Raw genomic sequence first — 13749 nt, 5'->3', positions numbered from 1 at the left:
CCTTATCACTGATTGGTTTTTCGGAATTGATTCAAAAGCTGAAAAACAACTTCTCAAGAGAATTCTAAAAGAAACTAATCCTCAATTTTTAGGTTGGGCAATTAATGAAATTGCAAACTGGGAAAATGAATTCCAACCACATAATTGTATTCATATTCATGGAAATAAAGACAGAATAATTCCTATTCAAAATGTTCAGGCAGACTTTGTAATTCAGAATGGCGGACATTTTATGAATGTAAATAAGTCTAAAGAAATTGAACGAATAATTAAACAAATCTGTAAATAACGGAAGTTCAATTTCTTATAATTATTATTAAATCATAGAGTTTTTCCCCTTTAATTCTGATATTCCTCATATTCATTCCACTGTGATTCATCAAAAGAATGGCTGTCTTCTGCGAGAAGTTCCGCCTCACGGTCGAGGTATTCGGTCATGGTAAAAGTTATTTTGTCGTTCAACTGGTCTTTTGCTAATTTTCGCGTCATTGCTTTATCGATCACCATAAATCTTTGTCCTAATCTTCTTGCAGCATAAGCCCGCATTCCGGTTGCTTTCAAAATATCAACGGCCATATCTACAGCAGTTCCTAAAGTTTCACGGTAAATATTTTCTACACCGTTATTAATGAAATCATAAGCGTCAAGACGATTTTTGGCACGAACGAAGATTTTCAGTTGTGGAAAGTGTTCGCGGGCATATTCCAGAATAAATTTATTTTTTTCAGGACTGTCCAGACAGAGAATTAAAAGGTCTGCAGTTTCTGCACCAGCGGAACGAAGAATTCCCAGCTTGGCTGCATCTCCAAAATACACTTTAAATCCTTTGGAGCGGAGAAGGTTAATACGTTGTGGATCGTTGTCCAAAACAGTTGCACTGATTCCATTCACTCGTAATAGCCGTCCAACGGTACTGCCAAAATGACCAAAGCCGACGATAATGATTCTTTGTTTTTTAATAGGGCCTTCCATTTCAGGCTCATCATTTTTTACATCGTGAATTCTAGGTTCAATCAATTTTTCATTAATGAGTAAAAGAATTGGAGTTACGCACATGGTTATCGCTGTGATGGCCATTAATTGCGCATTGAGTTTTGGGTCAAATAAATAGAGTTTTGTAGAATAGTTTATTAAGACAAATGCGAATTCTCCAATTTGCGAAAGTCCAAAAGCCACCAGAAGATTTTCATGAAGTTTTAATTTAAATAATTTTAAAACACCTACCAAGACGATGAATTTCACTATTAAAACAGCAATAATCGTGGTGAAGATAAACATGGGATCTCCCATGATGACATGGAAATTAATTGTAGAACCCACGCTCACGAAAAATACGGCTAAGAGTAAACCTTTGAAAGGATCGATCTGACTTTCTAATTCATGCCGAAATTCACTCGTTGCCAACATTACACCGGCGATAAATGCTCCTAATGCCGGGCTTAATCCTACAGCATGCATTAACTCGGAAACACCAATGACCAGGAAAAGGGAAGAGGCGGTAAGCAATTCATTCATTCCTGAACGGGAAACATATCTGAGGAACGGAACGAAAATATAGCGTCCTAAAATAATTAAAGCGACGACGCCTAAAATAATCGAAAAGGGTTGTAGCCAATCAGGGAGGTATTGCAGTAGTAACTGGTTCTCGTCGGTATCTGATTTTTTTGCAATAATCGGTAAGAGTGCAATAATTGGGATTACCGCAATATCCTGAAAAAGAAGAATCGAGAAAGAAGCTTCACCAACAGTTGTCCGGAAAATATTTTTCTCTTTTAAAGTTTGCAAAACAATTGCAGTAGAAGATAAACTAAAACATAAAGCGGCGACCAATGCTTGATCTTTACGCCAATCTGCCCAATAAAAAATCAGATATAATAGAGCGACGGTGATGGCCATTTGTCCTAAACCCATCCCAATTATTTTTTTTCGAATGATCCAGAATTTTCGAGGTTCGATTTCTAAGCCGACTAAAAAAAGCAACATGATGACACCGAATTCTGTAGCTTGCATAATGTCATTAGAATCGCTTCCTGTCAATTTTAAACCAAAAGGGCCAATGATGATTCCTCCTAATATAAAACCAATCACAGCACTTAATCCGAGTTTTCGAACCAATGGAACCATTACGATTGCGGCACCTAAAAAAATTAAGGCAGTTTGTGCTAATGAACTTTCATTCATGATGTTTCTAATGTTTTTGTAATTTGATGACAAATTCTTTTTAATGCCGCTTCTTCTAAATCATCTGATTCGTACACCGCAATGATTTCTTTTACTTCAATACCTGTAACCTGCAAACATAAGGTAAGGGGTTTCATCAGCTCTTCAATAGTGGTTTCGTACAGCCCACCTTTTTGATAATTTTCTTTTTTTGCACCAATTGTTACAATAATGATGGCATCTTTATTCATCAAAGGATGATCATTTTCATTTTCGGCTTTCCAACTCATGTCGAAAACTTCGTCAATCCAAAGACGCAGCAAAGGTGGCAAACCAAACCAAATTAAAGGAAAGTGAAAAACCAATCTTTCATATTCGCGAATTCTTTTTCTTTCTTTGAAAGTTGCGATATGAAAATCAGGATATTCTTCATATAAATCTTTAAAAATCAATAGGTCAGAAGTTTCGTACGCTTTAATCAGTTCAATATTCGTTGTTGAGTATTCAAAATAGGGATGAGCAAATATGGCAAGCGTTTTTTTCACGAAATTCGAATTTTTATAAAAATAGTGAAAAAATCAAAAAATCCTCTATCTATTGATGGAAAACTTTATTATTTTTGAAAGATGAAGGTAATTAATGTGGTTTCAAAAGAATCGGTTTCAGAGTTTCTGAACTTTCCAAAACTCCTTTTTCGTAAAGATAAAAATTATATTCGTCCGCTAGATCAGGATGTTGAAAACGTCTTCGATCCCAAAAAAAATAAATTCTTCAGATTCGGTGATTGTCAGCGATTCCTCTTTAAAAATGATGAAAATAAAACCGTAGGGAAAATTGCAGTTTTCATTAATAAAAAATACAAACAAGATCAGCCAACGGGCGGAATTGGCTTTTTTGATTGTATCGATGATCAGAAAACGGCGAGTTTTATTTTTGATTTTGCTAAAGAATGGTTGCAGCAAAAAGGCATGGAAGCGATGGATGGACCGATTAATTTCGGTGAACGAGATCAATTCTGGGGGCTTTTGATCGAAGGGTTTTCGGAGCCACTTTACGCGATGAATTACAATCCGCCTTATTATAAATCATTGTTTGAAAATTATGGTTTTCAAATTTATTTTAATCAATTGTGTTTTGGTAGAAAAGTTCATGATCCTGTCGCCGAGAATTTTCTGGAAATGCATCAGAGGATTTCAAAAAATAAAAATATTTCGGCAAAGCCACTTCAATTAAAATCATTAGAAAAGTTCGCTCGTGATTTTACAGAAGTTTACAATCAAGCATGGGCAAGTCATGGCGAAGGAAAACAATTAACGGAAATGCAAACGATTAAAATGTTTAAAACCCTAAAACCCGTTATTAATGAGCATATTTCTTGGTTCGTATATGAAAATGAAAAACCTATCGCCATGTGGATGAATATTCCTGATTTGAACCAGTGGATTAAATTCTTTAATGGGAAATTTGGTGTCATTCAGAAAATCTTGTTTTTAGTGATCAAAAAATTCAGTAAAAATAAAAAAATGATCGGTTTGGTTTTTGGGATTATCCCGGAATGGCAACGTAGAGGGATTGATGGATTTATGATTTGGGAAGGCACAAAACATTTTAGAAAAACCACTGATTTCGAAGATTACGAAATGCAATGGATTGGTGATTTTAATCCTAAAATGATTAAAATTGCAGAGAATTTAGAAACAAAAGTCACCAGAAAATTGGCGACTTATCGTTATCTTTTTGATGAAACTAAAGAATTTAAAAGGCAAGAAATAGTGTAACTGAAATTTTTTTTTAAGAAATCAGTTGAATTTCACATCGCGGATGCTCAGAAAGTAAGTGACATTTCCTTTCCAGTGATTTTCTTCTGCAGTAAAGGCGATATCAAAGTTTTTTTGTCTGAATTCATCAGCGTATTTGCCTAATTTAAAACCGACACATTCGATATTTTTACCAGTTGAATCTTGTTTAATAAAAAATTTAAGATGACTATTATCTTTCCCCATCGTTTTTACATAACCCGAAACTTTTTGATTTTTTAAGACCAAAACTGGTTTCATATTATGGGGGCCAAATGGTGCCAGTTTTCGGTGAAAGTTGAAGAAATCTTTGTCTAAATCATCAATTTCTACATCGGAATCAATTTTTATACTTGGTTCTTTTTGATGTTCTTGAATTTTTTTTGCAACTACTTTCTCGAATTTTTCTTTAAATAATTCGAACTTGTCTTTTTCCATTGAAAGTCCTGCTGCTGCGGGATGACCGCCAAATTTAAGAAAAAGATCGGAGCATTTTTCTAGTGCATCATGTACATCAAAATCGGCAATCGACCGCGCTGAAGCAACCATTTCTCCGTTGTTGCCATCTGCAAAAACAATGGTGGGTTTATAAAAAGTTTCGGTTAATCTGGAAGCTACGATTCCGATGACGCCTTTGTTCCAAGTTGAGCCATAAACAACGGTTGAAAAATTATTCACTTGACCGCTCGTTTCTACTTGCAAAAGAGCTTCTGTAGTGCTGCTCGTATCCATTTCTCGGCGAGAGTCGTTGAGCGTTATGATATCGTTTACAATTTGATGCGCCTGTTTTAAATTGTCGGAAACCATTAATTCTACTGCGGCTTTCCCATGAGAAATTCTTCCGGCAGCATTGATTTTTGGGGCAATTTCAAAAACGATATTAGAGATTTCGAAGGTTGCTAGTTTGTCTTCCGGAATCAACATTCGCAAACCTAGATTTCTGGATTTTCTTAAAACCTTTAAACCTTGTTTTGCTAGAACTCTGTTTTCGCCAGTCATCGAAACAATATCTGCAGCAATAGAAATCGCCAATAAATCGGTCAATTCAAAAAGTTCGGCTTCGGGAATTTTGTAAATCGTATTCAGACCTTGACATAATTTAAAGCCAACTCCACAACCTGATAATTCTTTGAAAGGATATCTGCAATCTACTCTTTTAGGGTCTAAAACCGCAATTGCTGCTGGGATTTCTTCGCCTGGTAAATGGTGATCGCAAATAATAAAATCAATACCAAGATTTTTGGCATATTCTATTTTGTCAATGGCTTTAATTCCGCAATCGAGTGCGATAATTAATGAAAAGCCATTTTCTTTTGCGAAATCGATTCCTTCATTTGAAATTCCGTATCCTTCGATATTTCGGTCGGGAATGTAAAAGGTAAGGTATTTTTTATCTACAATTTTGCTGAGATAGAGATACATCAAAGCGACTGCCGTAGTTCCATCGACATCGTAATCGCCGTAAACCATGATCTTTTCTCCGTTTTCAATGGCTGTTGCAATGCGATCTACTGCAAGTTGCATATCCTTCATGAGAAACGGATTGTGAATATCGGTAAGGTTGGGTTTGAAAAATTCTCTCGCTTTTTGATAATTATCGATTCCACGCATGACGAGAATCTTGGATTCAAATGTTCCAAAACCTAGAGAGGAACTCAGTGCGTCAACAATTTCTTCATCGGGTTCGGTGTTGTAAATCCATTTTTGGCTCATAATCTTACAAAAATAGGAAAAAATAGTGAGGTTTATTTTATTGAATTTTTTTAATTTGAAATAAAGCTTTTGTTTAGAATGGGGGTGTTCGGTTTCGTTTTTAACAAAGAAACAAACCGCTCAATTTCTTGAACGGTTTGTTTTTATAAATAGGAGAAATGATATTCTAAGAATACATTTGCTGCTGTAATTCTTTTACTTTCTTGTCTTCCAAATACTCATCATAAGTCATTTCTCTGTCGATAATTCCTTTTGGAGTTAACTCGATAATACGGTTACAGACCGTTTGTAACATTTCGTGGTCATGAGAGGAGAGTAGAATATTTCCTTTAAAACTAACCAGAGAGTTATTTAAAGTGGTAATACTTTCCAAATCCAAGTGATTGGTTGGTTCATCCATCAAAAGAATGTTTGCACGTTGCAGCATCATTCTACTAAACATACAACGCATTTTTTCACCTCCTGAAAGAACGGTACAAGATTTTAACGCTTCATCACCAGAGAAAAGCATTTTCCCTAAAAAACCGCGCATATATTCTTCGTGACGCTCTTCGTCATTCTTTGTAAATTGTCTTAACCAATCAACCAGATTGATGTTTTCTTGAAAGAAACTTGAATTGTCAAGTGGCATATAAGATTGGTTCGTCGTAATTCCCCAATTGAATGTTCCCTGATCCGCTTCGGTATTTCCGCTTAAAACCTGGAAGAATTCAGTGATTGCTAAAGAGTTTTTAGAAATCACGGCGACCTTATCTCCCTTCTTTAAGTTCAGATCGATTTTAGAGAAAAGTAATTCGCCATCTTTGGTTTTTTCTAAGCCTTTAACTTCCAGGATTTGATCACCTGCTTCACGCTCAGTATCAAAAATTATCGCGGGATAACGTCTTGATGAAGGTTTAATGTCTTCAATATTTAGCTTGTCTATCATTTTCTTACGAGCGGTCGCTTGTTTTGCTTTTTCTACGTTAGAAGAGAATCGAGCGATAAAGTCTTGAAGTTCTTTTTTCTTGTCTTCTGCTTTTTTATTGGCTTGCTGACGTTGTCTTGTTGCCAACTGCGAAGCTTGATACCAGAAAGAATAGTTTCCTGTATATAAATTAAGCTTAGCGTAATCTAAATCTCCGATGTGTGTACAAACGGTATCTAAGAAGTGACGGTCATGCGAAACTACAATTACGGTGTTTTCATAAGTTGACAAGAAATCTTCTAGCCATGCGATTGTTTCAATATCCAAATCGTTGGTAGGCTCATCTAGGATCAAAACGTCTGGGTTTCCAAATAATGCTTGTGCAAGAAGAACCTTTACTTTGTTTTGATTTTCTAGCTCACTCATCATCTGATAGTGCATGTCGTCTTTGATTCCAACATTAGAAAGCATTGTCATTGCGTCGGATTCTGAATTCCAGCCACCCATTTCGTCATAAACAACACCGAGTTCGCCAGCTTTAATTCCATCGGCATCAGAGAAGTCTTCTTTTGCATACAATGCATCCATCTCTTCTTTGATTTTGAACAATGTTTTGTTCCCTCTTAAGACGGTGTCGAGCACTGTGAAATTATCATAAGCAAAGTGATCTTGCTCTAAAACAGACATTCTTTTGCCTGGTTCAAGAGAAATGGAGCCTGTAGTGGGATCTTGTTGTTTGGTTAGGATTTTCAGGAAAGTCGATTTACCAGCACCATTGGCACCAATAATTCCGTAACAATTTCCTTTCGTAAACATAATATTTACCTCGTCAAAAAGTACTCTTTTTCCGAATTGTAAAGATAAATTAGATACTGTTAACATATAGTTTTGTAAATTTGATGCAAAATTACGAAAAGAAATTGGGTTTAAGGCATTGTTCGAAAAGTCAGAAATTAGGGCATGAAATGAGTTGAATGTATTTTGAGCCAAAACTTTAAACTGTTGTGTTAAAATTTTATAAAATTTAACATATTATATAATAACAAATTATTCAGCAATATGAAAATTGAAAAATCAATTGCAATCTATAATAAAAGAGCACGTTTTGAATATGAGCTTTCGGAGGAAATTGAAGCGGGGATGGTGCTTACGGGCACGGAAATCAAATCTTTGCGTTCTTCCAAGGCGAGCATCACGGAGTCTTTTTGCCAGTTTATTGAAGGGGAATTATACATCATTAATATGATGATAGATGAGTATAAATTGGGGACTTTTTATAATCATAAAACAAAAAGGGAACGGAAGTTGCTGTTGCACAAAAAGGAGTTGCAAAAGTTTGAAAAGAAACTTAAAGATGCTGGTAATACTATAATTCCTTTAAAATTATATATTAATGATAAAGGAAAAGCCAAGATTCTTATTGCACTCGGTCGAGGAAAAAAACTCTTTGATAAACGCGAAAGCATAAAGGAAAGAGAAAATAAACGAAATCTCGACAGAATATTAAAGAAAAGTTAAAAAAAGACCAGAAATCTTTGTTTATAAAGAAAATTTATGTTTATTTTGCATTATCAATTATTTAATCATTTAATTCTATGAAAAATCTAAAATTAGGAATTTCAGCATTGGCACTTACTGTTGCCTCTACTGTTTTCGCTCAGACTACCAGTAACCCGTGGTTAATCGGTGTTGGTGCTCACGGAGTAAACCATGCTGCGGCTGGAGGGGATATTGGAAATAATTTCTCTACTGCTTTCGGTGGTGGTAAAGCTAGTGAGTTGTACAATATTGGCAATTTTACGATTACGCCACCATTGTCAAAACTAACAGTTGCAAGAAACTTAAATAAACTTTTGGTTCTTGACTGGCAAACTTCCGTAGGGAATGTTGACAATACAAGAATCGGAATGGGGAAAGAATTTTTCCTAATGACTGGTTTAGGTCTTCAATTTAAATTTAATGGATTCTGGAATGAAGAATCTTGGTTTGATCCGTATTTAAGAGTAGGAGCAAATTACTTAAGACATGATTATTCAGGTCAAGTAAACGCTGTTAATTCTAAAGGTGATAATATTGGTGCTGATCATTTTACTGTAGCAGGTGGTTTAGGATCTAATTTCTGGCTTACTAAAAATTTCGGTCTTGGTATTCAAGGAGATTATGTTGGTGCTCCAACTGAGAAATCAAAAATCGCTGACTTTTGGCAAGCTTCCGCTTCTTTACTATTTAGATTTGGTAACACAGATAGAGATAAAGACGGAATTCCAGATAAAGATGACAGATGTCCTGATACTCCAGGTTTAGCTGAATTCCAAGGTTGTCCTGATACTGACGGAGACGGAATTCCAGATATCGATGACCAATGTCCAGATGTTGCAGGTCCAATTGAAAACAATGGTTGTCCTTGGCCAGATACTGATGGAGATGGTATTCCAGATAAAGACGATGCTTGTCCAGATGTTGCAGGTCCAGTTGAAAACAACGGTTGTCCTTGGCCAGATACTGATGGAGACGGAATCTTAGATAAAGATGACGCTTGTCCTACTGTTCCAGGTCTTGCGGAATACAATGGTTGTCCAAAACCTGCAGAAGTAACAGGAGCTGAAGTTGAAGAGCATTTAAAAGCTGTTTATTTCGACTTCAATAAAGCAACGATCGACGCTAAATCTAACGGAGCTTTAGAGACCGCTGCTTCAATCATTAAAAAAGATGGTGGAAGATTCTTATTAGTTGGTGAAACTGATAGAAAAGGTTCTGATGCTTACAACTTAGAGTTATCCAAAAAGAGAGCTGCTGCTGTAGTTGCTGCTTTAGATGCTAGAGGTGTTAATCCAGATGTACTTAAGTCAATCGGTATCGGTAAGCAAAACGCAAAAGTAGCAGAAAATGCTTCAGATGCTGAAAGACAAGCTGATAGAAAAGTTGTTGTTAAATACATCGGCGAAGATTCTGAATGGTCTAGATACCAAAAATCAGATGTTGTTGAGAAAAAAGCTCCAGCTAAAAAGGCTCCAGCTAAGAAGAAAAAATAATTAATTATTTTTCTAAATAAATGAACACCCTCGATTTCGAGGGTGTTTTTTTGTAAACAAATTTGTATTTTTGTAATCATTAAAATTGAAATAATATGGGACGCGCGTTCGAATATAGAAAAGCTTCTAAAATGGCTCGTTGGGATAAAATGGCCAAAACATTTTCTAAAATTGGTAAAGATATCGCTCTTGCGGTAAAAGCGGGGGGGGCAGATCCTGATACAAATCCTAGTTTACGACGATGCATCCAAAATGCAAAAGGAGCTAATATGCCCAAGGATAATGTGGAGCGCGCAATAAAAAAAGCAAGCGGTGCAGAAGCAGAGAATTATGAAGAGATTAGTTATGAAGGGTATGGGCAAGGAGGTGTCGCATTCTTTGTGGATTGTACAACCAATAACCCAACAAGAACCGTGGCAAATGTTCGTGCAATATTTAATAAATTCGATGGTAACTTGGGCAAGAATGGTGAGTTGGCTTTCATCTTTGATCGAAAAGGGATTTTCTCTTTGGATCGCTCTTTAATTAAATTAGATTGGGATGATTTTGAAATGGAAATGATTGATGGAGGTGCCGAAGAAATTGAGATGGATGAAGATGAAGTTTTCATTACAACTGCTTTTGAAGATTTCGGAATGTTATCTCATAAATTAGACGAATTGGGTATTGAACCCAAAAGTGCGGAAATTCAAAGAATTCCAAACAATATTAAAGAAGTCTCAGAAGAACATTTTAAAGTGAATATGAAAATGCTTGAGCGGTTTGAAGACGATGATGACGTACAAAATGTATTTCATAATATGGAAATTACAGACGACTTAATGAATAGCTTGTAAAAAGGTAAAATCAATTTATAAGCGGCTTTTGATAAGTAATTTCTTTGTGTTAATTTTCAAAAACAAGATGTTTCAGATGATTTATTTGGGAAACTTGTGGGGTACGGCAACTTATAAATGCATTGGTTGAATGGTACCCAATTCGATATTTTATTTAACAAATGAAGTATCGAATTTTGAACATCAAAAAGTAAATGATGGAATTGTTTGAAATCGAGTTTGATTCTGAATGCAATCTACTTCCGCAAGATGGAATGGTCAATTACTATGGCAAAATCTTTAATCAGGAACAAGCAGATTATTTTTATCAAAAACTTTTGGAAACGATTGACTGGAAAAATGATGAAGCCATTATTTTTGGAAAGAAAATTATCACCAAAAGAAAAGTTGCCTGGTATGGCGAAGAAAATTTCGAATACACTTACTCCAAGATAGCCAAGAATGCGATTTCTTGGACAAAAGAATTAGTACAATTAAAAAGTGCTGTTGAACAGAAAACTAGAGAACAGTTTAATTCTTGCTTGCTCAATCTTTATCATGATGGCAGCGAAGGAATGGCCTATCACAGTGATGGAGAAAAAGACTTAAAAAAAAATGGTGCAATTGCTTCCTTAAGTTTTGGGGCAGAAAGAAAATTTTTATTTAAACATAAACTAACAAAAGAGAAAGTAGAAATTATTTTAGAAAATGGTAGTTTGTTAGTTATGAAAGCTCAGACTCAAAGTTTCTGGCTCCATCGATTGCCGCCAACCAAAAAAATATTCGCTCCGAGAATTAATTTAACATTCAGAACAATAGATAAAAGTAGCGAATAAATTTAATTTTAAATCACCAATTTTCATGTACATATTTCACTGTTTTAGTAATACTACTGTCGATATTTTATGAAAAATTTATGTTTTCTTATGAAAATGATATTTTATTTATTATTAAATTTGGGAAGAATTTTTAACATTAAATAAAATCAATTATGAAAAAAACAATTGTAATGACTGCATTAGCACTTGCGGTGTCTTTCGCATCAATTTCATGTAAAAAGAAAATTTCTGATGCAGAGTTGCAAACGCAAGCAACTACTGTAGTTACTTCTAATCCTAATGCTTCTGTTGAGGTAAATGATGGACAAGCTCATTTAAGTGGAGTTTTTGCTGATCAAGAATCAAAAGATGCAATGATTGCTTCTTTAAAAGCGATTCCAGGAATTAAGGAGGTTCATGACATGTCAACAGTAGAGGCACCCGTAATAGAAACTGTTTCTGCCGTGGATCCTGAAGTTCAACAAAAAGTGACTGATGCTGTTAAAGATTTCCCTTCTGTGAAAGTTGAGGTGGTAAATGGTGAATTAACGCTTACCGGAAATGTTTCTAAAGAGCAGGCGAGAAAAATAAAAATGTCTGTTGATGCTTTGAAAGTAGGAAAAGTTAACTATAATTACACCGTAAAATAATTGAATATGAGTGCTTTATAAGGTAAGTGTGCGCATGTGATTTTTGCTGCAAAAGGCGCATGTGTAACTTTGTTAGAGCAAACTTCAGATGACTGCTGGAAAATGAAAAATGAGGATGGTGAAGCAAGGCATGCTTATTCAAGATATTTGCAAGCGTAATTCTAGCACGAGCAATAAACAGAACCTTTGAGATTATTCAAAGGTTTTTTTATGGACTATCTTGTCGAGGATTTCATGCCTTCGTAACTATCCTGCAAAGAGACTGCGCTTTTCATTTCAATCTTTTTTCCACCACATTTCCCATTCTCAAAAAAGAATTTCTATTATAATCACTTGTCCAGATTAGAAACTTTAACCATTTTTTAACAAAATAACATATATTTGTAAATCTTACAAGAAAAAATCACATGAAAGGTCAAAACAAACTATTCATCGCCATTATTATTGCTCTCGTTATAGGGGTAATTATGGGCGGCGTTGTGCATACACAATATCCTGAGAGTTCCGAAGGATTTTCAAAAAACATTAAACTCCTTGGAACCATCTTTATTCGTTTGGTACAAATGATTATTGCACCATTAGTATTTACCACTTTGGTCGTAGGAATTGCCAAGATGAGCGATATTAAAATGATTGGCAGGGTAGGGACAAAAGCAATGCTTTGGTTTATTATTGCTTCATTAGTATCACTAATGATTGGGTTGGTACTTGTGAATTGGTTAGAGCCAGGTCGTGTAATGCAACTTCCTAAACCTGCGGCAGATGCTGCTGGAGATATGGTTACCCACAGTCAGGGACTTTCGCTAGAGCAGTTTGTAACACATATTATTCCCAAAAGTTTATTCGAAGCATTTGCAACCAATGAGGTTCTACAAATCGTAGTATTCTCTATTATGTTTGGTGTTGCATTAGCCAATATGGGAGAAGAATATACAAAACCTATCGTACGAGCTTTAGATGTTTGTGCCCACGCTATTTTAAAAATGGTTGGATACATTATGTGGTTTGCACCACTTGGAGTTTTGGGAGCAATTGCAGCGGTAGTTGCCACCAACGGATTTGATATTTTCAAAGTATATGCAATTTACTTGCGCGATTTTTTCTTTGCCTTGGCTATTTTGTGGTTAGTGCTTTGTATCGTAGGTTATATGATTCTCGGAAATCGTTTATTCGAATTATTACGAAGAATTAAAGCGCCTCTACTCATCGCATTTTCTACAACAAGTTCCGAAGCGGTATTCCCGAAATTGGTCGAAGAGCTCGAAAGATTCGGTTGTAACAATAGAATTGTATCCTTTATTTTACCTTTAGGATATTCCTTCAATCTTGATGGAAGTATGATGTATATGACTTTTGCAGCAATCTTTATCGCTCAGATTTATGGAATTGATATGACTTTAGGACAACAAATTATCATGCTTTTGGTTTTAATGTTAACTTCCAAAGGGATTGCGGGAGTTCCAAGAGCGAGTTTAGTAATCATCGTTGCTACTTGTACCATGTTTGGGATTCCACCAGAAGGAATTGCCTTAATTTTACCAATTGACCATTTCTGCGATATGGGAAGAAGTATGACCAATGTTTTAGGAAATGCTTTGGCAACTTCGGCAGTTTCTAAATGGGAAGGACAGCTGGATAATCATGGCGGGGATTTGTAAATTTGCTTAAAAAAATCAGAAGGCTTTATGTTTTTTTGTAACTAACAAACTCTAAAATAAATGTTATGAAAAAATTTTTACTCTTTTTATTATTACCGATTTTTCAGTTTTTTAGTTGCCAAATTAATTTTGGACCAACTCTTAATTACGAAATATCGACTTACACAGCAACAATAAGTGGAACCGGAACAATTTATTAT

Annotated in this window: 11 protein-coding genes and 1 pseudogene; 8 read left to right on the top strand and 4 right to left on the bottom strand. The window is 35.3% G+C overall.

Translation table 11 applies throughout. From position 1 onward, the window contains the following. A pseudogene (locus WBY99_RS06030) lies at positions 1-289 on the top strand (alpha/beta hydrolase); the annotation flags it as partial. 50 nt (positions 290-339) lie between these two features. Here the strand turns inward: WBY99_RS06030 and WBY99_RS06025 are convergent. Further along, a complete protein-coding gene (locus WBY99_RS06025) occupies positions 340-2181 on the bottom strand; it encodes a cation:proton antiporter (RefSeq protein ID WP_423975432.1) in 1842 nt (613 codons plus the stop codon). Next, entirely contained in the window at positions 2178-2705 is a 528-nt protein-coding gene (locus WBY99_RS06020) for an NAD(P)H-dependent oxidoreductase (RefSeq protein ID WP_423975431.1), read from the bottom strand. The genes WBY99_RS06025 and WBY99_RS06020 overlap by 4 nt, the downstream gene beginning before the upstream one ends. Before the next feature lie 81 nt (positions 2706-2786). On the opposite strand from WBY99_RS06020, the gene WBY99_RS06015 reads away from it, so the two are divergent. Next, positions 2787-3938: a hypothetical protein gene (locus WBY99_RS06015; protein ID WP_423975430.1), complete on the top strand. Its 1152-nt coding sequence runs from the start codon at positions 2787-2789 to the stop codon at positions 3936-3938. 21 nt (positions 3939-3959) lie between these two features. On the opposite strand, the gene recJ is transcribed toward WBY99_RS06015, so the two are convergent. Together recJ and WBY99_RS06005 are read right to left on the bottom strand one after the other, a co-directional pair. Next, positions 3960-5669, bottom strand: coding sequence for a single-stranded-DNA-specific exonuclease RecJ (gene recJ / locus WBY99_RS06010; protein ID WP_423975429.1), 1710 nt, complete (start codon positions 5667-5669; stop codon positions 3960-3962). A gap of 166 nt (positions 5670-5835) precedes the next feature. Then, a complete protein-coding gene (locus tag WBY99_RS06005) occupies positions 5836-7458 on the bottom strand; it encodes an ABC-F family ATP-binding cassette domain-containing protein (protein WP_423975428.1) in 1623 nt (540 codons plus the stop codon). A gap of 177 nt (positions 7459-7635) precedes the next feature. On the opposite strand from WBY99_RS06005, the gene smpB reads away from it, so the two are divergent. From smpB to WBY99_RS05975, 6 genes are all read left to right on the top strand, one after another. Then, positions 7636-8094, top strand: a complete 459-nt coding sequence (smpB, locus tag WBY99_RS06000; RefSeq protein WP_423975427.1) for an SsrA-binding protein SmpB — start codon at positions 7636-7638, stop codon at positions 8092-8094. 77 nt (positions 8095-8171) lie between these two features. Continuing rightward, positions 8172-9608 carry an OmpA family protein gene (locus tag WBY99_RS05995; RefSeq protein WP_423975426.1) on the top strand — a complete coding sequence of 479 codons (1437 nt, stop codon included), beginning with the start codon at positions 8172-8174 and terminating at the stop codon, positions 9606-9608. 95 nt (positions 9609-9703) lie between these two features. Then, positions 9704-10444, top strand: a complete 741-nt coding sequence (locus WBY99_RS05990) for a YebC/PmpR family DNA-binding transcriptional regulator (RefSeq protein ID WP_423975425.1) — start codon at positions 9704-9706, stop codon at positions 10442-10444. A gap of 197 nt (positions 10445-10641) precedes the next feature. Continuing rightward, positions 10642-11259, top strand: a complete 618-nt coding sequence (locus tag WBY99_RS05985; protein ID WP_423975424.1) for an alpha-ketoglutarate-dependent dioxygenase AlkB family protein — start codon at positions 10642-10644, stop codon at positions 11257-11259. Positions 11260-11414: 155 nt separating this feature from the next. Further along, positions 11415-11891, top strand: a complete 477-nt coding sequence (locus WBY99_RS05980; protein WP_423975423.1) for a BON domain-containing protein — start codon at positions 11415-11417, stop codon at positions 11889-11891. Between the two features lie 407 nt (positions 11892-12298). Continuing rightward, complete coding sequence (locus tag WBY99_RS05975; RefSeq protein ID WP_423975422.1) at positions 12299-13549, top strand: dicarboxylate/amino acid:cation symporter; 1251 nt, start codon at positions 12299-12301, stop codon at positions 13547-13549. Positions 13550-13749 lie beyond the last annotated feature (200 nt).

Source organism: Kaistella sp., assembly GCF_049588135.1.
GTDB lineage: Bacteria > Bacteroidota > Bacteroidia > Flavobacteriales > Weeksellaceae > Kaistella.
This window is presented reverse-complemented; position numbering and strand designations above follow the sequence as displayed.

Excerpts from the sequence above, each read along its gene's own strand:
- WBY99_RS06015 (WP_423975430.1), top strand. The coding sequence starts at position 2,787 with ATGAAGGTAATTAATGTGGTTTCAAAAGAATCGGTTTCAGAGTTTCTG.
- WBY99_RS05985 (WP_423975424.1), top strand. The coding sequence starts at position 10,642 with ATGGAATTGTTTGAAATCGAGTTTGATTCTGAATGCAATCTACTTCCG.
- WBY99_RS05995 (WP_423975426.1), top strand. The coding sequence starts at position 8,172 with ATGAAAAATCTAAAATTAGGAATTTCAGCATTGGCACTTACTGTTGCC.
- WBY99_RS06005 (WP_423975428.1), bottom strand. The coding sequence starts at position 7,458 with ATGTTAACAGTATCTAATTTATCTTTACAATTCGGAAAAAGAGTACTT.
- WBY99_RS06025 (WP_423975432.1), bottom strand. The coding sequence starts at position 2,181 with ATGAATGAAAGTTCATTAGCACAAACTGCCTTAATTTTTTTAGGTGCC.
- recJ (WP_423975429.1), bottom strand. The coding sequence starts at position 5,669 with ATGAGCCAAAAATGGATTTACAACACCGAACCCGATGAAGAAATTGTT.
- WBY99_RS05975 (WP_423975422.1), top strand. The coding sequence starts at position 12,299 with ATGAAAGGTCAAAACAAACTATTCATCGCCATTATTATTGCTCTCGTT.
- WBY99_RS05990 (WP_423975425.1), top strand. The coding sequence starts at position 9,704 with ATGGGACGCGCGTTCGAATATAGAAAAGCTTCTAAAATGGCTCGTTGG.
- smpB (WP_423975427.1), top strand. The coding sequence starts at position 7,636 with ATGAAAATTGAAAAATCAATTGCAATCTATAATAAAAGAGCACGTTTT.
- WBY99_RS05980 (WP_423975423.1), top strand. The coding sequence starts at position 11,415 with ATGAAAAAAACAATTGTAATGACTGCATTAGCACTTGCGGTGTCTTTC.